This window comes from Flavobacterium sp. N2038, assembly GCF_025947185.1.
Taxonomy (GTDB): Bacteria; Bacteroidota; Bacteroidia; order Flavobacteriales; family Flavobacteriaceae; genus Flavobacterium.
Genome location: NZ_CP110001.1, coordinates 1,124,010 through 1,149,688, shown reverse-complemented (window position 1 = coordinate 1,149,688; position 25,679 = coordinate 1,124,010). Strand labels below are relative to the sequence as shown.

General features: G+C 32.8%; 24 protein-coding genes. 10 read left to right on the top strand and 14 right to left on the bottom strand.

Annotated elements, in window-relative coordinates; genetic code table 11:
- Nucleotides 1-381: 381 nt before the first annotated feature.
- A complete protein-coding gene (locus OLM51_RS05110) occupies nucleotides 382-1,617 on the bottom strand; it encodes an ABC transporter permease (protein WP_264553317.1) in 1,236 nt (411 codons plus the stop codon).
- 106 nt (nucleotides 1,618-1,723) lie between these two features.
- Nucleotides 1,724-2,218, bottom strand: coding sequence for a YkgJ family cysteine cluster protein (locus OLM51_RS05105; RefSeq protein ID WP_264553316.1), 495 nt, complete (start codon nucleotides 2,216-2,218; stop codon nucleotides 1,724-1,726).
- A 74-nt stretch (nucleotides 2,219-2,292) separates the two neighbouring features.
- Here OLM51_RS05105 and OLM51_RS05100 point away from each other — a divergent pair, with 74 nt between their 5' ends.
- Both OLM51_RS05100 and OLM51_RS05095 read left to right on the top strand, forming a co-directional pair.
- Nucleotides 2,293-3,006, top strand: coding sequence for a class I SAM-dependent methyltransferase (locus tag OLM51_RS05100; protein ID WP_264553315.1), 714 nt, complete (start codon nucleotides 2,293-2,295; stop codon nucleotides 3,004-3,006).
- 10 nt (nucleotides 3,007-3,016) lie between these two features.
- Nucleotides 3,017-3,562, top strand: coding sequence for a YfiT family bacillithiol transferase (locus tag OLM51_RS05095; RefSeq protein ID WP_264553314.1), 546 nt, complete (start codon nucleotides 3,017-3,019; stop codon nucleotides 3,560-3,562).
- Nucleotides 3,563-3,619: 57 nt separating this feature from the next.
- On the opposite strand, the gene OLM51_RS05090 is transcribed toward OLM51_RS05095, so the two are convergent.
- The 8 genes from OLM51_RS05090 to OLM51_RS05055 all read right to left on the bottom strand — a co-directional run bounded on the left by OLM51_RS05090 (nucleotide 3,620) and on the right by OLM51_RS05055 (nucleotide 10,117).
- On the bottom strand, nucleotides 3,620-4,252 hold the full coding sequence (locus tag OLM51_RS05090) for a 7-carboxy-7-deazaguanine synthase QueE (RefSeq protein ID WP_264553313.1): 633 nt from the start codon (nucleotides 4,250-4,252) through the stop codon (nucleotides 3,620-3,622).
- 98 nt (nucleotides 4,253-4,350) lie between these two features.
- Entirely contained in the window at nucleotides 4,351-6,018 is a 1,668-nt protein-coding gene (locus tag OLM51_RS05085; RefSeq protein ID WP_264553312.1) for a tetratricopeptide repeat protein, read from the bottom strand.
- Between the two features lie 16 nt (nucleotides 6,019-6,034).
- Nucleotides 6,035-6,955 (bottom strand): PstS family phosphate ABC transporter substrate-binding protein, encoded by a 921-nt coding sequence (locus OLM51_RS05080; RefSeq protein WP_264553311.1) that lies wholly within the window; start codon nucleotides 6,953-6,955, stop codon nucleotides 6,035-6,037.
- A gap of 3 nt (nucleotides 6,956-6,958) precedes the next feature.
- Nucleotides 6,959-7,189 carry a hypothetical protein gene (locus OLM51_RS05075; RefSeq protein ID WP_246522463.1) on the bottom strand — a complete coding sequence of 77 codons (231 nt, stop codon included), beginning with the start codon at nucleotides 7,187-7,189 and terminating at the stop codon, nucleotides 6,959-6,961.
- Nucleotides 7,189-7,989: an energy transducer TonB gene (locus OLM51_RS05070; protein WP_264553310.1), complete on the bottom strand. Its 801-nt coding sequence runs from the start codon at nucleotides 7,987-7,989 to the stop codon at nucleotides 7,189-7,191. Before OLM51_RS05070 ends, OLM51_RS05075 begins: the two co-directional genes overlap by 1 nt.
- A gap of 39 nt (nucleotides 7,990-8,028) precedes the next feature.
- A complete protein-coding gene (locus OLM51_RS05065; protein ID WP_264553309.1) occupies nucleotides 8,029-8,589 on the bottom strand; it encodes an ExbD/TolR family protein in 561 nt (186 codons plus the stop codon).
- 19 nt (nucleotides 8,590-8,608) lie between these two features.
- On the bottom strand, nucleotides 8,609-9,235 hold the full coding sequence (locus OLM51_RS05060; protein WP_264553308.1) for an ExbD/TolR family protein: 627 nt from the start codon (nucleotides 9,233-9,235) through the stop codon (nucleotides 8,609-8,611).
- A gap of 57 nt (nucleotides 9,236-9,292) precedes the next feature.
- Complete coding sequence (locus OLM51_RS05055) at nucleotides 9,293-10,117, bottom strand: MotA/TolQ/ExbB proton channel family protein (protein WP_264553307.1); 825 nt, start codon at nucleotides 10,115-10,117, stop codon at nucleotides 9,293-9,295.
- A 380-nt stretch (nucleotides 10,118-10,497) separates the two neighbouring features.
- Here OLM51_RS05055 and OLM51_RS05050 point away from each other — a divergent pair, with 380 nt between their 5' ends.
- Nucleotides 10,498-12,015 carry a DUF853 domain-containing protein gene (locus OLM51_RS05050; RefSeq protein WP_264553306.1) on the top strand — a complete coding sequence of 506 codons (1,518 nt, stop codon included), beginning with the start codon at nucleotides 10,498-10,500 and terminating at the stop codon, nucleotides 12,013-12,015.
- A gap of 155 nt (nucleotides 12,016-12,170) precedes the next feature.
- Here the strand turns inward: OLM51_RS05050 and OLM51_RS05045 are convergent, their stop codons facing one another.
- Nucleotides 12,171-13,514, bottom strand: a complete 1,344-nt coding sequence (locus tag OLM51_RS05045) for an FAD-dependent oxidoreductase (protein WP_264553305.1) — start codon at nucleotides 13,512-13,514, stop codon at nucleotides 12,171-12,173.
- 222 nt (nucleotides 13,515-13,736) lie between these two features.
- Here OLM51_RS05045 and OLM51_RS05040 point away from each other — a divergent pair, with 222 nt between their 5' ends.
- Both OLM51_RS05040 and OLM51_RS05035 read left to right on the top strand, forming a co-directional pair.
- Nucleotides 13,737-14,330, top strand: a complete 594-nt coding sequence (locus tag OLM51_RS05040; RefSeq protein WP_264553304.1) for a GNAT family N-acetyltransferase — start codon at nucleotides 13,737-13,739, stop codon at nucleotides 14,328-14,330.
- A 61-nt stretch (nucleotides 14,331-14,391) separates the two neighbouring features.
- Complete coding sequence (locus OLM51_RS05035; protein WP_264553303.1) at nucleotides 14,392-14,931, top strand: hypothetical protein; 540 nt, start codon at nucleotides 14,392-14,394, stop codon at nucleotides 14,929-14,931.
- Between the two features lie 245 nt (nucleotides 14,932-15,176).
- Here the strand turns inward: OLM51_RS05035 and OLM51_RS05030 are convergent, their stop codons facing one another.
- Nucleotides 15,177-16,100: a DUF1214 domain-containing protein gene (locus OLM51_RS05030; protein ID WP_264553302.1), complete on the bottom strand. Its 924-nt coding sequence runs from the start codon at nucleotides 16,098-16,100 to the stop codon at nucleotides 15,177-15,179.
- Nucleotides 16,100-16,624 (bottom strand): DUF1254 domain-containing protein, encoded by a 525-nt coding sequence (locus OLM51_RS05025; protein WP_264553301.1) that lies wholly within the window; start codon nucleotides 16,622-16,624, stop codon nucleotides 16,100-16,102. The genes OLM51_RS05030 and OLM51_RS05025 overlap by 1 nt, the downstream gene beginning before the upstream one ends.
- Nucleotides 16,625-16,833: 209 nt before the next feature.
- Here OLM51_RS05025 and OLM51_RS05020 point away from each other — a divergent pair, with 209 nt between their 5' ends.
- The 4 genes from OLM51_RS05020 to OLM51_RS05005 all read left to right on the top strand — a co-directional run bounded on the left by OLM51_RS05020 (nucleotide 16,834) and on the right by OLM51_RS05005 (nucleotide 21,422).
- Nucleotides 16,834-17,628 carry a helix-turn-helix domain-containing protein gene (locus OLM51_RS05020; protein ID WP_264553300.1) on the top strand — a complete coding sequence of 265 codons (795 nt, stop codon included), beginning with the start codon at nucleotides 16,834-16,836 and terminating at the stop codon, nucleotides 17,626-17,628.
- 77 nt (nucleotides 17,629-17,705) lie between these two features.
- A complete protein-coding gene (locus tag OLM51_RS05015) occupies nucleotides 17,706-19,241 on the top strand; it encodes a class A beta-lactamase-related serine hydrolase (RefSeq protein ID WP_264553299.1) in 1,536 nt (511 codons plus the stop codon).
- Nucleotides 19,242-19,375: 134 nt separating this feature from the next.
- A complete protein-coding gene (locus OLM51_RS05010) occupies nucleotides 19,376-20,827 on the top strand; it encodes a serine hydrolase (protein ID WP_264553298.1) in 1,452 nt (483 codons plus the stop codon).
- 148 nt (nucleotides 20,828-20,975) lie between these two features.
- On the top strand, nucleotides 20,976-21,422 hold the full coding sequence (locus OLM51_RS05005; protein WP_264553297.1) for a hypothetical protein: 447 nt from the start codon (nucleotides 20,976-20,978) through the stop codon (nucleotides 21,420-21,422).
- 125 nt (nucleotides 21,423-21,547) lie between these two features.
- Here the strand turns inward: OLM51_RS05005 and OLM51_RS05000 are convergent, their stop codons facing one another.
- Nucleotides 21,548-23,935 (bottom strand): penicillin acylase family protein, encoded by a 2,388-nt coding sequence (locus OLM51_RS05000; protein WP_264553296.1) that lies wholly within the window; start codon nucleotides 23,933-23,935, stop codon nucleotides 21,548-21,550.
- A gap of 118 nt (nucleotides 23,936-24,053) precedes the next feature.
- On the opposite strand from OLM51_RS05000, the gene OLM51_RS04995 reads away from it, so the two are divergent.
- A complete protein-coding gene (locus OLM51_RS04995) occupies nucleotides 24,054-25,610 on the top strand; it encodes a hypothetical protein (RefSeq protein ID WP_264553295.1) in 1,557 nt (518 codons plus the stop codon).
- Nucleotides 25,611-25,679: the final 69 nt, after the last annotated feature.

The window sequence follows — 25,679 nt, the reverse complement described above, 5'->3', positions numbered from 1 at the left end:
CTATTATACGTAAGGTTTTTCTTGTTTTAGCTGTGGTTTTGGTAATTTTTGCCTGTTTCAGCCTTTACTTTTTGATGAGTTTTCATGTTTTTTAATCCTTATCCTCGCTTTTTTCTATCTTTTTATCTCTCTCTTATACCAGCTAATCCTATAATCCATTCTCAAAACAATCCAAATAGTCCCGATAGTGGTGGAAACAGCTTCTTATTAAATTCCAAATCCGAAAATTCCAAATTACAAACTATTTGATTCCAATCAACCCAACAGGATTCTACCTTATATAGTATAGTAGAACTTTATACTTATATATCTACAAAAACAAACCCGACAGGTTCTGAAAACCTATCGGGTTGTATACATACTATTATAGAATAAAAATGACTAATCGAAACGAATAGCTTTCACTGGTGAGATTTTCGTTATAATATATGATGGAATTAAAAGAACCAAAAAGCAAATTGTAATGGTCAGCAAGTTCAATAAAACTACATATCCCCAATTTAGATACACTGGTGCCTGGTTCACATAATAATTTTCAGGATTTAACTGAACTATTCCAAACTGTTGCTGAATTAACAAAATAGAAATACCTATTAAATTCCCCCAAAACAATCCCCGCATAATTAGATAGAACGCATTGTAAAGAAATATTTTTCGAACTGTCCAGTTATTAGCTCCTAATGACTTCAATATTCCAATCATTTGTGTACGTTCTAAAATTAAAACCAACAACGCCACCACCATATTAATAGTAGCAACTAAAATCATAACCGCAAGTATTACTATAATATTAAAATCAAAAAGCTGCAACCAGTCAAAAATATAGCTATACTTTTCTATTATCGTCTTGGTATCCAAACTTGATGAAGTTTGTTCATAAATCTGATTACCTGTTGCCTTAATAGTATTGAAATCCTTAACAAAAACTTCGAAAGCACCTATTTGATCCGGAGACCATTTATTAATTCTTTGTATATGTCTAATATCTCCAATTATAAATGTAGCATCAAAATCCTGAAATCCTGAATTAAAAATACCCGCAATTTTAAACCGACGGATATTGGGCATTTTCCCTTGCTCCTCTTTTATAAAAAATGTATTAAAATCATCACCAACTTTCAAATTAAGACGATCAGCCAGAAATCTCGAAATAATAACATCCTCATTTAGCGCCTTTGAAAAATCAGGCAGATTCCCTTCAACAAGATATTCCTTTATATTGCCCCAATTATAATCTGCCCCAACTCCTTTAAAAATAATTCCTTCAAATGCGTTTTCTGTCCTGATAATTCCAGCTTTACTAGCAATAGCCTGAATATGGCTAACTTCGGGAACTGATTTAAAATTAGGATAAAACTCCTGCTTTTTAGAAATAGGCACTAATGTAACTTCGGAATTATTATTATCAAAATTTGAAATTATGATTTGGCCATTGAAAGCCGAAACTTTTTCACGAATTTTCTTCTGCAAACCAATTCCAGTTGCAACCGAAACCAACATCATAATAATACCGATAGCAATGGCCGAAATGGCAATTTTTATAATAGGCGCCGAAATACTACTTTTATAATCTTTTGAAGTAATAAGTCTTCTGGCTATAAAATATTCTAAATTCAATTTTTTGATGTTACGTTAATATTTATACTTCTCTAAGCCAAAAATACATTTAAAAAACTAAAAAAAACTTTTTCCCCTTTAAGCAATTACAAAACTTTTAGCATTCTTATAACGGAAGTTTCTTTTTCATTTCTTCTACAATATTATATGCAGCCGGACATATAGCAACGTTCTTTAAAGTAAGATCTGCTATTTGAAAAAACTTCTTACGATCTGTATGAGGAAACTCTCTGCAAGCTTTCGGACGAACATCATAAATCATACAATAATTTTCATTATCTAAAAAGGTACAAGGAACGCTTTTTAAAACATAATCCTTATCCTCATCAATTCGAAGATATTGATCAATAAACTGCTGTGGCTTTTGCCTGAAGGATTTTGAGATCCTCTCAATATCAGCCAAAGTAAATAATGGCCCAGTTGTTTTACAACAATTGGCACATTGCAGGCAATCTGTTTTTTTAAATTCAGCATCATGCAAATCCTGCATAATGTAATCTAAATTTTTAGGCTGTTTCTTTTTAAGCTTATCAAAATACTTTTTGTTTTCGATATGCTTATCTTTGGCTAACTTATTTAAGCTATTTAAAATTTGTTTCAAGTTTAAAATTTAAAGTTGACGTGCAAAATTAAACAACTTTAAACTTGAAACCTTAAACTTTGAACTAAAATACAATGAAAGATCTTTTTGGGAAAGCGATGTTCGATTTCCAAACCAATAATAACCCAGAAAACATCATAACTGAAACTTCAATATCTGAAGAAGATGAAATGAGTGTAGAATACTTATTCCGTTCTTACAACGAAATGCCACAACTGGAACAAAAAGCATTGCAATTAACTTCCGGAAAAACTCTTGATGTAGGATGCGGAGCAGGAAGCCATACTCTTTCTTTGCAAAACGACCGTAATATAGAAGTCACCTCAATTGATATCTCAGAAAAAGCAATTGAAACTTGCAAATTGCGCGGCGCAAAAAATGCCATAGTTCAAAATATATTAGATTTTGAAGGTGAAAAATTTGACACCATTCTATTATTAATGAATGGTACCGGGATTTTTGGTAAACTAGAAAACTGCAATACTTATTTATCGAAACTAAAATCACTCTTAAATCCTGAAGGTCAAATTTTAATAGATAGCTCAGACATTATTTACATGTTTGACGAAGACGAAGATGGAGGAAAATGGATTCCGTCAACGACTGACTATTATGGAGAACTAACTTTTACTATTTCTTATAAAGGAGAAAAAGAAGATACTTTTGACTGGTTGTATTTAGACTATAATACTCTTCAGAATGCTGCAATTGCAAATGGTCTAAAATGTGAACTAATTTTAGAAGGCTCACATTATGATTATTTAGCAAAACTTTCTATTCAACATTAAAACAAACGCAATGAAAGAATTTGATTTAGAAAAACTAAAATATCCTATAGGAAAATTTGAAACTCCTTTAGAATACACTGCTTCATATATTTCAAATAAAATTGAAGAAATAGCAAGTTTTCCTGAGAAATTAAAAAAAGAAACTCTTCATTTAAATAATGAACAATTAAACACACGTTATCGTCCTGATGGATGGACTGTTCGACAGGTAATTCATCATTGTGCCGAAAGCCATATGAACTGTTTTATCAGAATTAAATGGGCCTTAACAGAAAACAACCCTGTCATCAAAGCATATGACGAAACATTATGGTCTGAGTTATATGATAATCTACATATGCCAATTGAACCAACATTATCTTTATTAGAGGGACTTCATTTTAGAATAGCCTATATTCTGAAAAATTTATCTGAAGCCGATTTAGAAAAATCTTTCATACACCCTGAAAATAATTCAGAAATCGCCATAAAACGAATGATTGGAATGTATGCCTGGCACGGAAATCATCATTTAGCACATATCACAACACTAAAGAAACACAAAAATTGGGAATAATTACTTCCAAAATGATACTAAAATAAAAAATCTCTTCAATCGAAGAGATTTTTTATTTTAGGGTATATTTAAATATTTATGTGTTTGAAGAGAAACGCGCCATTTTGGATTATTCATAACATAATCAACAATCAATGGGGTCATTTCTTCTTTTTTACTCCATTCAGGTTGAAGAAATAAAATAGCCTTGTCATTTACAAGCTCAGCCTGTTCTTCTGCAAAAATAAAATCATGCTTATTATGAATAATCACTTTTAACTCGTGCGCATTGTCATAAACAGTTTGCGTTGGAAGCTTATTTTTTTTAGGAGAAAGACAAATCCAGTCCCATGTTCCGCTTAAAGGATAAGCCCCCGAAGTCTCAATATGAACTCTTAAATTTTCGTCTTTTAACTTTTGCGTTAACAAAGTCATATCCCAGGATAAAGGTTCTCCACCCGTTACTACTACAGTATCTGCATACGCAGAAGCATTTTTCACGATCAAGTCAATACTAGTTGGCGGATGTAACTCTGCATTCCAGCTTTCTTTTACATCGCACCAGTGACAACCAACATCACACCCTCCAATTCTAATAAAGTAGGCAGCAGTTCCTGTATGAAAACCTTCCCCCTGAATAGTATAAAATTCCTCCATTAGGGGTAACATCGCACCTTTATTAACTTCTAATTGTATTTCTTTTGATAACATTACTTTATTTTAAAGTGCAAAGATACTCAATAAATTACGGAACAAAAAAACCGATAGCTTTTTGAACTATCGGTTTACTATTCTGTAATGTAAATTTATTATTTTAAAGCTTTTACAGATTGAGCTGCATAAGTATTAGCAGGATCTAAAACTAAAGATTTATTGAAATACTCAATTGCTTTAGCTTTATCTGTATTTGCATAACTAGCACCAATAGCATTGTAAGCTTCAACTATTTTTTTAACTGTTGCCGGTTTAGCAAGTTCTTCTGCACCTTTAGCAGTAGTTTTTGCTACATACTCTTCGTAGTTTTTAATGATTAAATCATCTTTTTCCAACAAGTTATTGATTCTTCCTTTATACAAGTAAGCCTCATCATAAGTTGGCGAAGCCACTAAAACTCTGTCAAAAGCAGCATCAGCTTTAGCTAATCCTGCAGCATCGATAGCTGTTTTGTCTTTGTTTGCATTTGCATAAAAGATTGAGATACCATAATACACATTATCATTCAAATAATTTTTCTGATCAGTATTGTTTGTACTCAATTCATAAATAGCAGCCGCCTGATTATATTGTTTTTTAGTAAACAATTCTTTTCCAAAATCACCTAAATCCTCTACTGCTAAAGGCTCCATTGCAACAGCTTTTTTAATATCTGTTAATCCAGCTTCAAAAGCACCAGCTTCTACAGTACCGTCAGCAGCTGTACCTTTTTTAATTTTTGCAAAACCTAAGTATAAGTAATCTTTTGCGATTACTTTGTTAGAAGGAACTTTAACATAATCCTCTAAAGATTTTAGAGCAACGTCAATATTTCCGTTTTCGTAAGCAGAATATCCTAAATATCTGTAAATTCTCGGGTTAACTTTATCTTCAGCAATCATTTTATTTGCAACAGATTCTAAATTTTTGTAATCTTTTACTAAAATCAAGAAATCTGCATGACGCATTTTTGAATCTAAAGAGTAGTCCGTTAGACTTAAATATTTTTCGTAGTTCGTAATTGCATTTTGCATATTTACTTTAGAAGTAGAAGGTTTATTTCTACCCCATTTGTAATATGTTTCGGCTAACTCTCTATATACAGGACCGTAATTTGGGTTGATCGCAATTACTTCATTGAATGCTTTAATAGCTTCATCATAAGATTTAGCCCCTTTCAATAAAACACCTAATTGCATTTTAGCTCTTAAAAGTGTTGGATCTGCAGTAAATGCATCACGGTAAGCTTTGTAAGCTTCGTTTTGGTTGTTTGCTCCATAATAAGCATCACCAATTGTCAAAAGTGCAGTTGCATTTTGTGGCTCAATTAACAAGGCACGTTTTAAACTTGTAATTGCACTATTATAATCAGGATTAACTGAATTCATATATGCTTTTCCGATGTAAATATACTCATCAACATCTTTACGCTTCATATCTTTAGTTGCTAAACCGAAGTTTGCCTGAGCTGCAGCAGTATTTTTATTATCTAAATCTATTTGACCTAAACCAATATAATTTAAATTTTTCTTATCTGATGCTTCAATTCCATTCAAATAATAGATTTTAGCAGAATCTACTACAGTTTGATTTAAATAGATATTACCTAATACAAAATTAGCTTCTCCATCAGAAGGTTTTGCTTTGATGATTGATTTAAGCAAAGATTTTGCTTTTTGAAATTGCTCCGCATCAATTGCTTTTCTAGCTTCTTTGATATCCTGCGCTTTTACTACAGAAGTTGTAGCAACTAAGGCAAGACTAAAAATTTTAAATTTATTCATCTTAATTGTAATTAATTTATTCTTTATCGTTTATAATTTGACTTCTAATCTGAAGTTTTCGTCCTGGTGTTTTCACCGGCATTAAACTTGATTTTAATATTATTCTTTGACCAATGTCTCCGGCAACAAACGAAGAAAACCCCATTCCCAATCCGGAATAACCCTGACAATTTATAATAAACAAATCACGTGCCAAAGGATACTTTTCCTCAGCAAGATCATTTTGACTTGGATAGTAATATTTATTCTCTTTTAAACCTTTAACACCTAAGATATTGACTTTTTTTATAAAATCAACCATGTCTGCTGAAGGCTGTGACAACCAGTTAACTCCAACTACACCAATCATTCCTTCATTTTCAGAAACAAATTTAATAACCTCGTTATTTGTTTTAAAAGAAAAAACTCCAGCCGAAGGAATATCTTTTACTTTTGCCAACTCTTTCATATAATGCACCGTACTAGAATTTGGATTATCAAAAACAAGCCCTTTTATTCCAGTGTCTTTCTTACCTTGCATAAAATCCAGTACAGTTTTCAACGCAATTAACGTATCATTATTGCTTTTGTTTGAAATTAAAGCAATCGCATCAATAGCAAACGGCGTAACTCTGGGTTTAATTTTACTTTTTTCAAACCTTAACAGTTCCTCTGCTGTCAGATTGCGAGCAGTGACAACAACCTTAGCTTTTTGATTCAACAAATCATTTATAAGCTCTACCTCAGATTTAGGCTTCACTATAATCTTAGCGCCATAGTAAGTTCCTTCGAAAACAGCTACCTGATCATCAATAATTGGCTTTACTGTTTCATCAACTGTTATATCAATTGATCCTTTTAAAATCGTTTCTTTAGTATCATTCTTGCTTTTTTGGTTACACATAGCAAACAAAAAGACAAGAAGAACTATTCCAACAATTTTACTATACTTTAACATAACTTACTCTGTATTTGAATTAATTAATCTGAGAAAACGTATTCCTGAATACACAATCAATAGTCCTCCAAAAGCATATCTGTATTTAGGTTCCATGTTTAAAGGTAATTTTTCCCAAAACATAATCATTAAACCCAGCACAAGATATATTAAAAAAAACAGTATTCCTAAAACAAGAAGAAATCGCTCTTTGAGCGATTTCTTCAGAATATTATTAAGCATATCTTTTAACATTAGTCTGCAGATTGAATAGTAATAGGAAGAGAGTACAATACCCTAACTTTTTTACCATTTTGCTCACCAGGAGTCCATTTTGGACACTTCTTAAGAACACGAATTGCTTCTGCTCCTGTACCGTAACCGATATCCCTTAGAACTTTAATGTCGGTTAATGAACCGTCTTTTTCAACTACAAAAGTAACGTAAACTTTACCTTTTAAACCTTCTTCTTCCGGAGTTTTGTAATTGTTTCCTACAAATTTGTAGAATTTATCAATTCCTCCAGGGAAATCTGGTTTTACTTCGATACCAGCTGTGTTATAAATCTGAGTATCTTCTTCAACTACCGCAGCAGTACCAGTACCTACTGGTTCATCAACAGTTAAAACTGCATCCGGATCTCCTTTGATAGTTTCAGCACCAACTTTCTTATCTTTAAGATCTTCAATTTTTGGTGGATCCTCAGTAACCTCTTCTGCTTTAGCAACAACCGGCTTCACAAACTTCACCTGATCCACTTTTGGTGGTGGTGGCGGTGGTGGTGGTTCATTTGGTTTTACCTCTTCTTTTTTCTTAGGAGGTAATTTAACTGTAGCGATCTTAATATCCTTATCCATATCTTCTTCACCAGAATCTGGCAAATAACTTGCAATAAGAGGAGCTGCAACAGCAAAGCTAAAAATAATCGAACCTATGATAAGTGCTCTTACCGTAGTCTTGTTGTTCGATTTTCTTAACTCATATGCACCATATATCTTATTACGTCCTTCGAATACGATATCAAGCCACTGATTTTTTATAATATCTAATTTCATTTTTCTAGATTTTTAAGTTGACAAAACTTAAGATCACTCTTATTGTTTATCTATAACTTTTGTTTCTTCTGGTGTAAACTCAGGAACAATTGCATACGTTTCAACTCCAGTGATCGCCATTTCATCTAAGATATCAACCAAATTACGGTAATTTGATTTCTTAGTTGGTTTGATAATTACAATGATTCCATTCTTAGGTTTTCCTAAAGCTGTAGAATATGCTAAAACATTTTGTTTTTGTTTTAATAATTCTCTTCGGATACCATCTTTTCCATAAGCGATATCCTTTGGCCCTACTTTAGGACTAGCTAATAACCCCATGTAATAAACCACTTTATTATCTGCACCCAACATTACTGTCATAGTACGATTTTCATCTACTTTCGTATCAACCTTTGGTTTATTCGGATCATCGTCTTTATCTGGCAACGACAAATCCATTGCTTTAGGTTTTGACAACGATGTGGTTAACATAAAGAACGTGATCAGTAAGAACGCCAAATCCACCATTGCCGTTAAATCGACTTTCGAATTTTGCTTTTTACTTCTTACTTTGCCACCTTTTCCGCCACCACCGTCGCCGGTATTTAATTCAGCCATTTTAGTGTATCTTTTTTAATTAAAAGTCTTTTCCTCTCGTACCTGTAACTAAGTTAAAGGAATTGATTTTCTGATCTTGTAAAATATCCATAATCTTTTTGATTTGTGGATATTGTTCTTTAGCATCTCCTTTTATTGCAATCTCTAATTCTTTATCCTCAAGATCAATTGTAGCTCTTCTTGAAACTAAAAGCCACTCTTTTAATTGATTATCTAAAGAATCGATTGGAATACCTGGCTGATTTGCTTTAGTTCTGTCAGCTGCTTTCATATCAATGATTTGCTTTAAACTAGCTACTGGAACACCGAAGTCATCCATTAATGCAAATTTAGCCTTATCATCTTCTGAAAAAGTAACACCGAATTTTGCTCCCATACCTTCAAGAGTTCTTTTACGAATCTCTCTTCCTTTGATATCGAAAAACACTTTACTTTTCCCGTCTGCTCCTTTTCCTATTGTAATAATTGCCAAATTAGAATCTGGTAATTTATGTTCTACAGTAGAAGCAGGCATATCAACAGGAAGCGCTTCAGGCACTTTAGCAGTAGCAGTCAAGATAAAGAACGTAAGCAAAAGGAACGCAACATCACACATGGCAGTCATATCTGTCGATGTCGACTTCTTTTTCATTTTAATTTTAGCCATTATCTTTTATTTTATTTTGATATAATTAAATCTAATTATTTATATATCAAAAATTAATTATTGTTTTAAACTTCCTCTGAATTTTCTGTAAGTATTCACGATTGTAGTACCAGCCTCATCAATAGAGTAAGTTAAATCGTCAATTTTAGCAGTAAAGAAGTTGTAAGAAACAATTGCAAAGATAGAAGTAGAGATACCTGTTGCAGTGTTGATAAGTGCTTCAGAGATACCTGTTGCAAGTGCAGCCTGGTCTGGAGTACCAGCAGAAGCTAACGCACCAAACGCTTTAATCATACCTGATACTGTTCCTAATAATCCTCCTAATGTACCTAAAGATACTAAAGTAGAGATAATAGTCATATTTTTTTCTAACATTGGCATTTCTAATGAAGTAGCCTCTTCGATTTCTTTGTGGATTACTTCTGAAGCCTCTTCACTATTGAAACCTTCTTTTTTAACGTCTTGATATTTAATCAAAGCAGATTTAATTGCATTTGCAACTGAACCTTGTTGTTTGTCACATGAAGCGATAGCTCCTTCGATGTTTCCTTCTTTAATACTTCCTTGTACATTTTTCATAAATGCATCTAAGTTAGCTTTACCAGCAGCTTTACCAATAACGATAAATCTCTCAATAGAAAAAACAACAACCATTAAAAGCATACCTAATAATACAGGTACAATAAAACCTCCTTTGTACACCATCCCTAAAGTATTGATTGGGTGACCTGTTTCTGGATTCCCTCCTTCAAAGTTAGCTGAATCCCCCATAACGAATTTCCAGATTAACCAACCTACAAAAACACATGCTGCAATAATGATTCCTGAAATCATTCCTCCCCCATTTGAAGTGCTTTCTTTTTTAACTTTAACGTTTGCCATTTTTTTTAATTTTAATAGTTTTAAATAATTTTTATTTTTTAGTTATATTTAACTTGTAGGGTAGCAAATTTATACGTTTAGTTTAAATAAAAAAACTTTTTTTAATTTTATTGAATGAAATTTAACGTCAAATTAAAAAATATCTCATTAATTTGGCGGTGTCTTTTTTGTGATAAAACAAAAAAAAGGCCTAATAATAAAAAAATTACAACGTTTTAGTAAATATTCAAACAATCCATTGAAATCTTCTTAAAAAGTTGCGAAATCACTTTTTATCTATTTTTTAATGAAAAAACGCTTTTTCTTACTAAAAAAAAGACAGTCAAATTGTTAAATTACAAAGCAAAACTCTTATAATCATCTAAATTACAAATAAAAACATGAATAAAAAAGATAATTTCATTCAGGATATAAATAACGGATATCTTGCCAAAGGCGACACCATTATTCTTGGTGGTGCAATTTTAGATGGTGAAGCAATTGCTGAGGCTCACGTTAAGATTCCTCTAAAGACTCTCAATCGTCACGGATTAATCGCCGGCGCTACCGGAACAGGAAAAACCAAAACTATTCAGGTGTTTTCTGAGCAATTATCAAACGCCGGAATTCCGGTTTTAATGATGGACATAAAAGGTGACTTTAGTGGTATTGCTAAAGAAGGTAAAGAAGAAGGCTTTATTACTGAACGTCACGCCAAAATAAACATACCTTTTAATGTAGCATCATTTCCTGTTGAATTAATGTCGCTGTCTAAACAAGATGGAGTTCGTTTACGTGCAACGGTTTCTGAATTTGGTCCGGTACTGTTCTCCAGAATATTAGACCTTAATGACACGCAGGCGGGAGTTGTTGCTGTTATATTTAAATATTGTGATGATAACCAAATGCCTTTATTAGATCTAAAAGACATAAAAAAGGTTATCAATTATATTACAGAAGAAGGCAAAGATGAAATCGCAGCCAATTATGGTAAAATTTCAACCGCAACAACAGGAACAATTCTAAGAAAGATAATTGAACTGGAACAACAGGGTGGTGATATCTTTTTTGGCGAATTATCTTTTGAAACGGATGACTTAATGCGCATTGATGAAAACGGAAAAGGTTATGTAAATATCATCCGATTGACAGATATTCAGGACAAGCCTAAATTGTTTTCTACCTTTATGTTAAGCCTTTTGGCTGAAATTTATCAAAAAATGCCTGAAAAAGGAGATGCTGAACAACCCGAACTGGTCATCTTTATTGATGAAGCGCATTTAATTTTCAACGAAGCAAGCAAAGCCTTATTGGAACAGATTGAAACTATTGTGAAATTAATTCGCTCTAAAGGTGTTGGTGTTTATTTTGTCACTCAAAATCCAATGGATATTCCTAGTGGAGTTTTGGCTCAGTTAGGATTGAAGATTCAACATGCACTTAGAGCGTTTACTGCTAATGACCGTCAGGCTATTAAAAAAACTGCTGACAATTATCCAACTTCAGCATATTATAAGACTGACGAATTATTGACAAGTTTAGGAATAGGTGAAGCTTTGGTTACTGCTTTAAATGAAAAAGGAGTTCCAACACCACTTGTTGCGACTATGATGCGTGCTCCACAAAGCCGAATGGATATTTTATCTTCTGATGAAATCGAAGATATTAATGGCAAATCTAAATTGGTTAAAAAATATGCGGAAGAAATCGATCGTGAAAGCGCTTATGAGATTTTAACTAAAAAAATAGAAGATGCAAATCAGGCTGCAGCCCAACAAGAAGAACAAGCACCTGCAAAATCTTCGAAAGCCGAACCAAGCACTGCAAGTGTGGTTGGTAAATCTGTTCTTAAAGTGGTAACAAGCGCTACCTTTATAAGAGGTGTTTTTGGAGTTTTAACCAAAATATTTAAGAAATAGTAAAAAAATCAAACCATATAAGTTATATAAGTTAATTTATATATCGAATTATATTGTGTCCTTAAATAACAAACCCGACAGGTTTTAAAAAACTGTCGGGTTTACTATATGCAAAGCTTTATATTAACTTATATGACTTATATGGTTTAAAATATTTATGCTTTCTGCAGGAGTTCCAGAATTTTGTTTTCAACCACTGGTGTATCCCAAATACTTTCTATGTTATCCAGTTTTAGAACTTCTTCCATAATTCCGTTTTGGAAATCGCCAATTGCTAAAGCTTCTGCATAAGGACGATCACTAAAAGTTACGCGGCTATAAAGCGGAATCCATTTGTCCGGATGTTTATCTGAAAAGATTTTTTCTATTTTCTTTTGCAATAAGAATTTTTCATCTGCCGTTTTTGTACTCATTTCCATGAAATTACGATATGAAAGTTCTGCAATTGCGTCGGCATTTGGTTTACGGGAAATCTGATATTCTGAGAAAATCTTTTTCCAGTCGTCTCCATACTTTTCAATCATTTCATTTAGAACCGTGATATCTTCAAAACCGGCATTCATACCTTGTCCATAAAACGGAACAATAGCATGACATGCATCACCGATTAAAGCAATTTTATCTTCAAAAGTCCATGGAAAACATTTCATGGTAACCAATGTACTAGTAGGGTTTTTAAAGAAATCATTTGCCAGTTCCGGAATCACTTCAATCGAATCGGGGAAGTTTTTCTCAAAGAAATCCTCCACCATTTTTCTATCAGTTAAGGATTCAAAAGAATTTTCTCCTTCAAAAGGCATAAATAAAGTACAAGTAAAACTTCCGTCAAGATTAGGAAGTGCAATTAACATATACTCTCCTCTTGGCCAAATATGAAAAGAGTTTTTATCGAGTTTATGAGTTGCATTAGCATTTGCCGGAATGTTTAATTCCTTATATCCCATATTCAAAAATTCCTGTGAATAATTAAACATGCTCTGGCGTTGCATTCTGTGACGAATTCTGGAAAATGCTCCATCGGCACCAAAAACCATATCATATTTTCTTTCTTCCCACTCGCCTCTTTCACTTTCCCCAATATGCAACGTTGCATCGTTTAGTGTGACGTCCCAAATTTTCTGTTCAAAATGAAATTCGGCTCCGGCATTTTCGGCCAGATCAATCATTCTTCTGTTCAGCATTCCTCTTGAAATAGAATAAATAGATTCGCCTTCCTGACCGTAATTCTGAAAATTGAGTTTATCAACCAAATGAATCGCACGTTTGTCCATCGGAATTGCAATTTCACGAACCGAATCACCAACACCAACTGCATCAAGTGCTTTCCAACCACGATTGGACATTGCCAGGTTAATAGAACGACCAGAGAAATTTATTTTTCTAATATCGGGGCTACGATCATAAACATGAACGGTGTGACCGGCTTTTTTAAGATAAATTGCCAGCAGCGATCCTACAAGTCCAGAACCAACAACAGCAATTTTTAGAGAAGTTTGCATCGAGGAAATAATCTAATATTGGGTCGTAAAAATAAGTAATAATTATTCATGAGCTTTAAAATAAACAAATTATTTACTCTAAGCGGGCTCACAACAGTTTATGATTCTTTTTAAGATTGGCACCTGCTTTAAAAACATAACAAAATGTTGTATTATTTGATTTATTTAAAAAAATTAAACAATTACTTTTACTTCTGGTTTTACTTTAATATATATCAAATCATGAACAGCGAAATCCTACAATCAAAAATTACTCTGGAAAACGAAAAGGTACTGTTGATTCCTTTTGAAGACCAAAGAAACATTGAACTCAAAGAAATCATTTTTGATGATGAAATCTGGAAATATATGGGAATGTACGTTCGAAACGATCAGGACTTTGAAAACTATATTCAAAATACATTAAAACAAAAAGCAGACGGAATTTGTTACCCGTTTCTAATTATTGATAAAGCCACTAATAAAGTTGCAGGAAGCACCCGATACGGCTATTTAAATCATGCGAGTCAAAAATGTGAAATTGGCTGGACATGGTACGGAAAAGAATTTCAGGGAACTGGATTAAATAAAGCCTGCAAATATGAGTTGCTAAAATTTGGTTTCGAAAACATTGGGTTCAAAAGAATACAATTCAGTGCTGATCTTGAGAACGAAAAATCGCAAAGAGCTATTGAAAAATTGGGTGCCCTAAAAGAAGGTTTATTTCGAAATAATTACATCGACTCTGAAGGAAACAGTAAAGATGATGTTTATTATAGTATTATTTTGGAGGAATGGGAGAATACTAAGCGAGATTATTTTGAGAAACTTGTTTAAGAGCATTTTATTCTTTAACAAAAAAAGTAATACATTAGCTTGATATAATTTTCAAAAACTCATGAACCGTAAAACCTTTTTTGGCCTGTTTTTTATTCTGGTTTCTTTCAATTTTTATGCACAATCAAAATTATTGACTGGTAATAAACATTTAATAATGCTAAATATTCCAAAAAATTGGATTCAGGTTGAGAATGAGCAAATCCCCTTTTTAATAAAACCTGACGAAAAAAATGTTAGCGATAATACCTATATGTATGTTTACGGATTAGATTACCAATCACCTCCTGATATGGATTTATGGATTGAAGGAAATAATTCAGGCTTAAAAAATGACATTCCCAAAATAAAGATTAGCGAGTTAAATTTAAAATTTGAGAATTTAAAATCCGGGGATTTTTTGACTGGACGTTACAAACCTGTTTCCTATATATATCCAGATTCTAAAGAAGAAGTTTTACTTGTTATTGAATCAAAAACTACAATTATTACTGCTGTTCTTTCTGCAAAGGATAGTACGGAATTCAACAAATATCTTACCTCTTTTAAAGAATTGGTCAATTCATTAAAAATTAATGCAGCCAATGTTACCTATAAATAAATACCTAAAATCCATTTCACTAGATTTATAAAAAAATAAAAACTCAGTCAAAAACCTACCGTGTGGACACAAGCATAAAAAATAACACTAATTATCACTAATTTGTTTGTGAAACTAATTTCACAAACAAGGTCAACCTATTAAAATTTGTGCAAATTCGTGCAATTCGAGTTCAAAATTAATCTATACTATTTGTGTTCACACGGTACGGCCAAAAATCGGTTTTTTAATTATCATTGCTTTCTCTATTTAATCTTTTCCAAATCGGTCAATTTCCAGGACTGATCAAACAAAGCTTTTGTTGGTCCGTAAAATCTTGTAAGGATTTCAAAATCTCCATTAGGATCTGTTGGTATCCAGTTACTTTCGCCTTCCGGTGGTGCTTTTGGCCCAAAATATAACGTTACAGTTCCATCTTCATTCTTTTTCAATTCCGGAGTTTGCGAAGAACGCCCGGCCCATTTCATATTTTTCACAAAAGCATGAGTTTCACGATCATAAACAGTCATTGACCAATATTGTTTTACCGGTACATTTGCAGGAACAGTTACACGATACGAAGCATTTCCTTTCAGTAAAACGCCATCTTTATCTTTGATGGTCATTAAATAATATTGAGATTCACCCAGATGTTTTGCGCTAAAAAATGCAATCATATAACATACTGCCCTGTTATCAATTGGGTAAATTTCCCGTAGCTGAAAAGAACTTTTAACACTTTTTATATTTTCTTCACTGGCAGGAAAAAACCATTGACTGCCTTCATAAAAAGGTTTGGTCTTTTCGTAATTATATAATAGCCAATCTCTGGCCTCATTGACAGCAGCTTTAAATAGTTCTTTCGTTTTTTCATCAGGATTATAGCTTTTTCCTCTTTCAATTCCTATCGTTTTTAAAACGTCAATCATAACCCTGTCACGTTCTAAAAAAGGTTCTTGCTGTACAATATCGTTTAGGGTCTGATAAAAACTGTCATCATATTTGATCGTAGAATCATATTCTGCTTTAGTCGCGTCAACAAATATAGTTTTAGGCGACTTGGTGGCTTCCGAATATGGATATAACTTAACTCTTCTACTATACTCTACAGCAGTTTTTACATCGGCCTGGCTGCCACTTTTAAGTACAGAGCGCAAAAGTGCGTAACCACGATACGTATCAGACTGCATTACAAAATAACCTGATGGAATTTTGCTTTTATCATATCCGGGGGAAGAATAAGATATTTCCCTCCTTTTCCTTTATCCATTCCACCTGGCCCAACATCTTCGATCGCTGCCTGCCAGTAATTCATAACACTTCCGTTAAAAACACCATTATCAGCAGGGGGAATTTCAAGCACTACAGGTCCTTTTTCGGTATTAAAAAAAGGCATCAGATAAATAACATCCGGATTTGGGGTGAGTGTCTGGTTCTTCCAGGTTAATAATCCCGGCCAATACACTATTTGATTATATGATCCGTTAATTTTCTCCATCTCTTTGTACATAAGTTGAAAATTAACTGCGGGAATTCCCCAAATAGCAACATCAACAGCCCTTTGATATTGTATTTTCTCTTTTACATTTTCAGGCCGAAAACTAGTTTTAGAGTTCGTTGCAATTTGATTTACTGCTGTTTCTGTTTTTTCTTCCTTTTTACAAGCTGAAATAAAAAGCAACAATAATAGCAGATATGGAAGTTTTCTTTTCATGATATTTATATATGAAATTGATAATAAATAAAAAGCCACTCAAAATTATATAATCATCAGACAACCAAGATCTTTATTCTTCTAATTACGTTTCAGTTTCTAATATGAAACCATTTTTATATTATTTCGAGGTTAATTTGTTTAATCTTTTTAGACTAAATTTGAAACAAAACGACAGCTCTTAATTTTTAAAGTTAAATTCAGTTTAAATGAAATTATATTCAGAACAATATGTAAACGAAAAATCTGAAAGGTTTGTCTGTAAAATTTGGTGTCTGGATAACAGCTTTGGCGAAAGTCTAATAGAAAACAAACTCGTTTTACCAAACGGTTGTTTTAATCTGGCTTTAGTAAACGGGAATGCAATAGAAGTTCACACAAGCAAAAATAAATACCAAATGCCGGAAGGAATTTATTTTTGCTCGCAAATGACCAATAAAGTCCTGGTTAATATTCAACCCAGAACTAAGGTTACTATAATTCAACTGCACGCCTGGACACTTTCAATGTTTCCAAAATATGATCTAAGTAAGTTTACAGATTCAATTATTAATTTAGATACTGCAGAATTGCCTTTTACATTACAATCAAATTCTGATATTGAAAAAGTATTAATTATAATAAATCGTTTTTTTGAAGATCTTAATCATTTAAATCCTAATCAAAATACAATTGAAAAAATCTGCGAAATAATTCGAAATCAGCAAGAAGAAATTTCGGTTTCTGAACTCGGAAAAATTTTAAATTTATCGCAGCGCTTACTTCAAATTAAATTTAAATCGGCAACCGGATTAACAATCAAAAAATATATTCAGATTCTAAAATTCAGAAAATCTGTAGATCAAATGGTAAATGCCGATCTTGAGAAACTCAGTTTAACTGATGTGGCACTTTATAATAAATACTTTGATCAATCCCATTTTATCAGAAAATTCAAGGATGTAACTAAATCAACTCCAAAAACGTTCAATCCCGATTTGTATTTTCTTTCTCAAAAAAGATGAAATTTCGCATTTGTACAATTTTGCTATTTTTGAGTGAAGTAATATTGCAAAATCATTAATTATCATTCAGTCATCAAATGAAAATCATCAATCTTATTTTTATTCCACTAAAGATCCTTTTACTTGGAATCTTATTATTCTGCAATCAAACTGTTTCTTCACAGGAAGAAAAAAACTCCGAATTGTATAAAACTATTATGTCAAGAGACAGCCTGCTTTTTAATGTAGGCTTTAATACCTGTGATGTTTCTCAGTTTGAAAACTTATACAGTGATCAATTTGAATTTTTTCATGATCGTGATGGCATCTCCAACAAAGCAGAATTTTTATATAATTTCAAAAATGGATTATGTAAATCTCCCGAAACTTACAGAGCCCGAAGAGAATTAGTTCCGGGAAGTACTCAAATTTATCCATTATATAAAAAAGGGGTTTTGTATGCTGCGATCCAAACCGGAGTTCATCGCTTTTATGAAATTTCAGCAAAAAAGAATGAACCTCTGTTAAAGAAAAATGAAACATTGGGCGATACTGCACGATTTACGCATGTCTGGGTTTTGGAAAACAATGAATGGAAACTAAAAAGATCTCTAAGTTACGATCATCAATCTAGCAATACAACTCCTGATCAGCCTTCCATTTTTGAGAATAAAAAAGAAATAGAGAAATGGCTTCAGGAAAACAACATCCCGACTTTAGGAATTGGAATAATCAATAATGGAAAACTACAAGAAGTTAATGTTTATGGGGAACTAAAAAAAGGGGTTGCAGCGCCGTATAATACCATCTGGAATGTTGCTTCATTGACAAAACTTGTAACAGCTATTGTGGCACTTAAACTAGTAAGTCAGGGAAAATGGAATCTCGACGAGCCTCTATACAAATACTGGACAGATCCTGATATCGCAAATGACTCTAATAACAAATTACTTACTACACGAATTATTCTGAGCCATCAGACTGGTTTCCCAAACTGGAGATTCATGAATGAATCAGGTAAACTGGATTTTAAATTTAAACCGGGAACTCAGTATCAATATTCCGGTGAAGGCTTAGAATACCTAAGAAAAGCTTTGGAAAAGAAATTTCATAAAACGCTGGATCAATTAGCATCAGAATTAGTTTTTGAACCGCTAAAAATGAATGACACTCAATTTATCTGGAATAATAAAGTAGATCTTTCAAGATACGCTATTAACTATGATAACAAAGGAAATGCATATGAACCGACTAAAAACAAAACAGCAAATGCTGCCGACGATTTATTGACTACTATTCAGGATTATGGAACTTTTTTATGCAGTGTTATGAATAGTGATGGTTTAAGCCAGAAAGTTTTTGACGAAATGAACGCTCACCAGATAAAAACAAAAGAAAACAAATATTTTGGTTTAGGTTTTGAAATTTACGATTTAGGAAATGAAAATTATGCCCTATCGCATGGCGGCGCAGACAAAGGTGTACAAACCATCGTATTTATATTGCCAAAAACAAAACAGGGCATTATTATTTTTACCAATGTTGACGGCGGATATAAAGTTTATGAAAAGATACTTGAGCATTATTTAGGAGAAAATGGAAAAAAAATCTTTGATATTGAAACCAAATCGTAAATCGATCGTCTAATACTTTAGAACCTATAGATTCAATTTAGAAATTCACACAAAATATACTAAAAGTCTATTTGTTACAAAGTTTCAATCATCAATCAAGAACAAATTATTTCATTAATCCTTAAACCATTATTATGAAAAAACCAATCAGACTAATCGCACTGTGCGTAATGCTGCAACTTTTTACACTAACCACTTTTGCTCAAGATAAAGCAAAGCAAATCGAACAGCTTTTGAGTAAATATACTGAGTATGGTCAATTTAATGGTTCGGCTCTGGTAGCTGAAAATGGAAAAGTCATCTTTAAAAAAGCTTTTGGTTCTGCTAATATGGAATGGAATATCCCAAATGAGCCTGATACCAAATTCAGATTAGGATCTATTACAAAACAATTTACAGCATTCTTAATTGTAAAGCTGGCCGAAGAAGGAAAAATTAAACTTGATGTTCCAATCACTACTTATTTACCGGATTATCCAAAAGCAAACGGGGACAAAATCACGATTCATCATTTATTGACTCATACGTCAGGAATTCCAAACTACACTAGTGATCCTAATTTCTTAAAAGAAAAAAGCAGAAACCCATCTAGTCCCGAAAATTTTGTAAAGACTTTTTCTAGTTTACCACTTGAATTTGCACCAGGCGAAAAATTCAATTACAGTAATTCCGGCTATTTTTTATTGGGATATATTATCGAAAAAATTACAGGCAAATCATATGAGCAGTATTTACAGGAAATTATCCTTACACCTCTAAAAATGGTCAACACCGGTTTTGATCATAGTGATATTATCTTAAAAAACAGAGCGGCTGGATATGAAAAACGCGGTAAAAACATTATCAATGCCCCTTACATTGACATGAGTATTCCATATGCAGCAGGATCATTATATTCTACTGTTGAAGACTTATATCTTTGGGATCAGGCGTTGTATACTACTAAATTACTTTCAGAAAAATCAATGGAATCTTTATTCAAACCTTATATCAAGGCATGGGACGATTCGTATGGATATGGATGGTTTTTAAGCGAAGCTGATAATGGAAATAAAGGCAAGCTAAAAATCGTAGAGCATGGTGGTGGCATCAATGGTTTTAATACTATTATTTCTAGAATTCCTGCTGATAAAAATTTAGTCGTTTTATTAAACAATACCGGAGGAACAGTTTTGGGCGAAATGAATGATGCAATCCGAGCTATTTTATACAACCAGCCATTTAATCAGCCCAAAAAATCATTGGCACTTGATCTTTTAGATTCCTTTTCAGAGAAAGGCGTAAATGCTGGTACAGAACTTTATAAAAAACTGAAGAATGACCCAACATACGGCATAAAAGAAAACGAAATGAACAGTGCGGGTTATCAATTACTAGGCAATGGAAAAAAGAAAGAAGCAATTGAAATTTTTAAAATTAACGTAGCAGCATTCCCAAAATCAGGAAATGCTTATGATAGCCTTGGTGAAGCTTATTTAGCCGATGGAGATAAAAAACTGGCAACAGAAAATTATTCAAAATCAGTCGAACTTGATCCATCAAATGAAAACGGAAAAAAAGTTTTAGCAGAACTTTCGAAAAAATAAACAAATTATAATTTGTTCAACAGACTCCGATAAGGCAGCTTTAAAACTGTCTTATCGGAGTTTTTTGTTATAACTTGTAACATTCAAACCTGAAGATTTATCATAAAAAATACTACTTTAGCCGTTCCCAAAAACAAATGAATAACCTATGAAAAATTTAAAAAAGCACAGCTTTCTGTGTGCGCTTTTATGCCTGTTTATTTCTTCAAAATCTCTATCGCAAAACAATCCGCCACCGGCAATGCCAACACAGCAAAACAAAATTATCGTAGACAAAATTGTCGAAGCTGCACATTATAAAACCTATGTAATTGATTTTTGCTTAACTAAAATTAATGAGGCTTCTGCCAAAGAAGGCTGGAACGAACAAAAAGCAATAGAAATTACTGAAAGCATCAATTATAAAAACTTTAGAGACGCAATTTATAATTCTTTTGCTTTTTATGATGAAGTAGAATTAGAAACGCTTCTAAAAGCATATGAACAAGATACTGCCTATCAAACTAAAAATGTTATGACTGCAAATAAAGCCCTTGTTAATAATCTGAACATTTTTGCAAATGATATTGTTCTGGGGAAGTATATTTCTAAGTAAAGGTTTTACATAAGGTTCAAAGAGACGAAGCAACAAAGGTTCAAAGGTTTTTATTAGAAACCTTTGAACCTTTTATTATTTTGGAGTTAAGCTAAAACTTGAAACTTGAAACCTGAAACTTGAAACTACTTCACAGGTTTTAAAACCAATTTCGTCGATGTCTTTATAATTTCCTCTTTATTCAATTTCATTTTTCTGAATTTACCCTCGTTGTACATTACAGCCTGATCCTGGTAATGTTTGCTGAATGGATTTCCGGACTGACCTGTTGGCAAAATACTCCAACTATTTTCGATATCTGAGAAATCTACAATTCTTCTGGTTGAAGGCCCTCCTTTTACATAATACTTTCCTTTCTTATTTAAACCAAAGAATAAATTATTAATCACTTCATTTGATCCTGGCGAAGCAAAAGGACCAACATTAAACAGACCACGAAGTGCTGCGACTTTCCCTAACGGATGTTCGTGTTCAACGGTGTGTACTTCTCCCCATTTCCAGTCGGTGATTGTCGTTCCTAATTGTTTTTGAAGTGCAGAAATGGCTTCATGAAATGATTTTGAAACAATATCTTTTCTGGTTTCTTTTACATTTTTGGTTTTGACATTATCCCACCAAACCGAATTTTCGCTTTTAACCTGATTCGCAATTACCTGTTTTCCAATAGAAATACCTAAAAACAAATCAAAATTATCTTCACCCATTTCATCTTCAAAAGTATTTTTTAAATAGAGGTAAACCCATTTATTATAAATCGTTGGCCCAACATCTTCAAGATTTGTTGTTCCTTTCCATGATTTTAAAATAGTTACAGCTTCTTTTTCTGCTGGTGAAATAGTATTAAGATCAATATTTGAAATTAGATTTTGAACCGTTCCAACTGCAACGTCAGAAGTATTATCATAAATCATTTTGCTAATCGCTTCTTTATCCCAATCTGATTTCGCATTCATTAGACCTGAAATTCTTTTAGCACGATCTTCAGGAAGATAATATCCCGGATATAAATAACCATCAATCGCTTCGGGTTGATTATTTGCCGAATATACATAACCCCATTCAGGATTTTCAGCCGAAGGATTTTTGGAGAAATCTAAATATTCTGCGATATCCTCTTTTCCGCTGGAACCGTCCAGAATTAAATGCGTGTTTACACCTTGATTGTGTTTATACAATTTTCCCGTCGCCCACCAGGCCACATTTCCTTTTGCATCACCATACATAACATTAAGTCCCGGCGCAGCAACAAGCTGTACCGCTTTCCTAAAATCATCCCTGCCTTTTGCATGCGAAAGTCCGTAAACTGCATCCAGAATCTGAATTGGCTCTCTGGTATACGTCCATGACATTGCTATTGGATTCTTTTTATCTAAATGATCTAAAACATCGTTCATAATTGGTCCGTGACGACTTGATTTAATAGTCATTACAACATCTGACGTATCTTTTACTTTAATTGTTTTCTTTCTAACTTCATAAGCAGCAAAACCAGTTGGTGTTTGATACTGATTTGAATCTTCTGCTTTATTTTTCTCCTGATAAAAATCGATATCATCATTTTCAAACATCGTTAAACCATATGCATAATCACGATTGTGAGCCAATAACGGAAACGGAGTTCCTGCCAAATAACAACCGTACAATTCATGTTCCGGTGTAGTAATATGCGCTTCGTACCAAGTTGCAGGCTGAGAAAACCCAATATGCGGATCGTTGGCAAAAATCACCTTTCCACTTTTAGTTTTATGGGGCCCGGCAACCCAGCTGTTACTTCCTATAAATGGCGGAATCGGCGATTTATCTAATAAAGCTGTAATTGATTTTGAAATAGCAGTGTATTCTTCAATATTATCTTTTGAACTTTTTAATTGCGTTGTATTAAATTCTCCATTTATTCCTAAATCTTTTAAATACTCTGCACCATATTTATTTCGAATATAAGTTAATAACGGATCTGTTTTTTGAGCCATAGCAAAACTAAAAGACATATATCCGAAGATATTGTAAACATCTTTTATAGTGAATTTCTCTTTTTTTACACCAACCAATGTAAACTCAATTGGTGTGGTTCCTTCTTCCAAATACTGATTTATTCCGTCCAGATAAGCCTGTGTCAATTTATAACTTTCGCTATTTTTATCCAGTTTAGCAATGGCTTTCGCAGAAGCTTCTTCAATACCAATTCCAGAGAAAAACTTATCATTTTTAAGCGCAACTGAACCGAAGATTTCAGACAAACGTCCCGGTGCAATTCTACGAAGCAATTCCATTTGCCATAATCTTTCCTGCGCATGCACATACCCCAGGGCCGTCATGGCATCTTTTTCAGAATCGGCATATATATGTGGAACTCCATATTCATCAAAATATACTGTGGTTTCTTTTTGCAGATTTTTCAATTGTAATTCCCCATCGTATTTGGGTTTCAAATGAAAAATATAGGCACATAAACCTATTCCTAAAACAACAATTAAAACGATTAAAACCAGCAGAAATTTTTTAAGTTTTTTCATATTTCGCAAAAGGTATAAATGATGAAGTTTTTAAAATGATGTAACGAAATTGCAGAATAATGTAAATATCATTCTTTTTTTAAAGTCTAAATTTATGTATTTAAAATTAATAGCATAAATGTCTGTCTATAAAAAAATAGCAATTGGAGTAATTTCTCTGTTTCTTTTAGTGATTCTGGTCAATATTGGCCTGAATTACTGGATAAAAAAACAACTTCCGATTATCATTCATGAGAAAAACAAAACGGCTTACAATATTCACTATGAAAAAATTGAAGTCTCTCTTTTCTCCCGAAATATCTACGCTCAGACTTTATTGATACATCCTAAAAATGAGCCGAAAGACAGTAAAAACGGATTGTTTTCTAGAATTGAATCTATCAACATAAAGCATTTTAATGTTTGGGATCTGGCTTTTCGTGATATCATTCAGGCCGAAAGCATCATCATCAATAAACCACGTGTCATTTTATATAAAAAAGGTGAAAAACTTTTAAATAACAGCAAAAGCATTAAAAGCGAAATCATAGAACCTTTTCGAAAAATTGTTGCCGTTTCTAACATTTACTTAAATGACGGAACTATCGATGTTATTTCACTAGATACTGAAAAGCCAATATTTAGCATTAAAAAAATCATCTTAAAGCTGGAAGGTATTTTAATAACCGATGCCACTTTAAAAGAAAAAATTCCGATGCGGTATAAAACGTATACTTTAATCTGCGACAGTTTATTTTACAGACCGAGTGCTTTTTATCATATCAATATTGGAAAAATAAGTACCGAGAAAAATTTTCTGAAAATCAATAATTTTTCGGCACTTCCACAATTCAGCCGTAAAGATTTTGTTCAAAAATTAGAAAAAGAGAAAGATATTTATACTCTAAAATTAGATTCGTTACAGATCTCAAAAATGGATTGGGGATTTAAAAATGATCGTTTTTATTTCAAAGCAAATTCGGTCGTGATGAATCACTTCGATGCCAATATTTATCGCAGTAAAACACCAAAAGATGATTTGAGCAAAAAATATCTCTACAATCATTTATTGCGAAACATTAAATTTCCACTTCAGATTGACACTTTACAAGTTTTGAAATCTAAATTGGTTTACGAAGAAGAAATTGATGTTTCAAAAGGCCCCGGAGTCTTAAATTTCGATAAATTTAACTTGCAGGCAACTAATCTGCAAAGTGGTTTTGGATTGAAAAAAACCGATGATGTAAAAATTAAAGTCAAATGTGTTTTCATGAAAACTTCACCTCTTGATGTCGATTGGAATTTTAATGTTCTCGACAAAAAAGACAGTTTTCATATTCAGGGCTTAATTTCAAATTTTGATATCAGAGCTATGGGACAATTCAGCAAACCTTATATGAATGCCTCTTTCACTGGAGTTTTTAATAAATACCGATTCAATTTTTACGGAAATGATCTTATTTCAAAAGGAAATGCTTCTCTGGATTACGACGATTTAAAAGTAAAATTATACCAAAAGAAACATCCTGAAAAAGAAGCCAGACTAAAGTCAGCAATTATCAATTTACTCGTAAAAAATGAGTCGAAAGACAAACCCAAAACCGCCGATGTAGAACTTGAAAGGATTCAGGAAAAATCATTCTACAACTTTTTATGGAGAAGCATTGCCGCGTCTTTGAAGAAGATTTTGATATAAACGCATCTACGTCAATATAGCCTGCGGTTTCAACCGCGGGAACGCAATATAATATTCACAATACATATT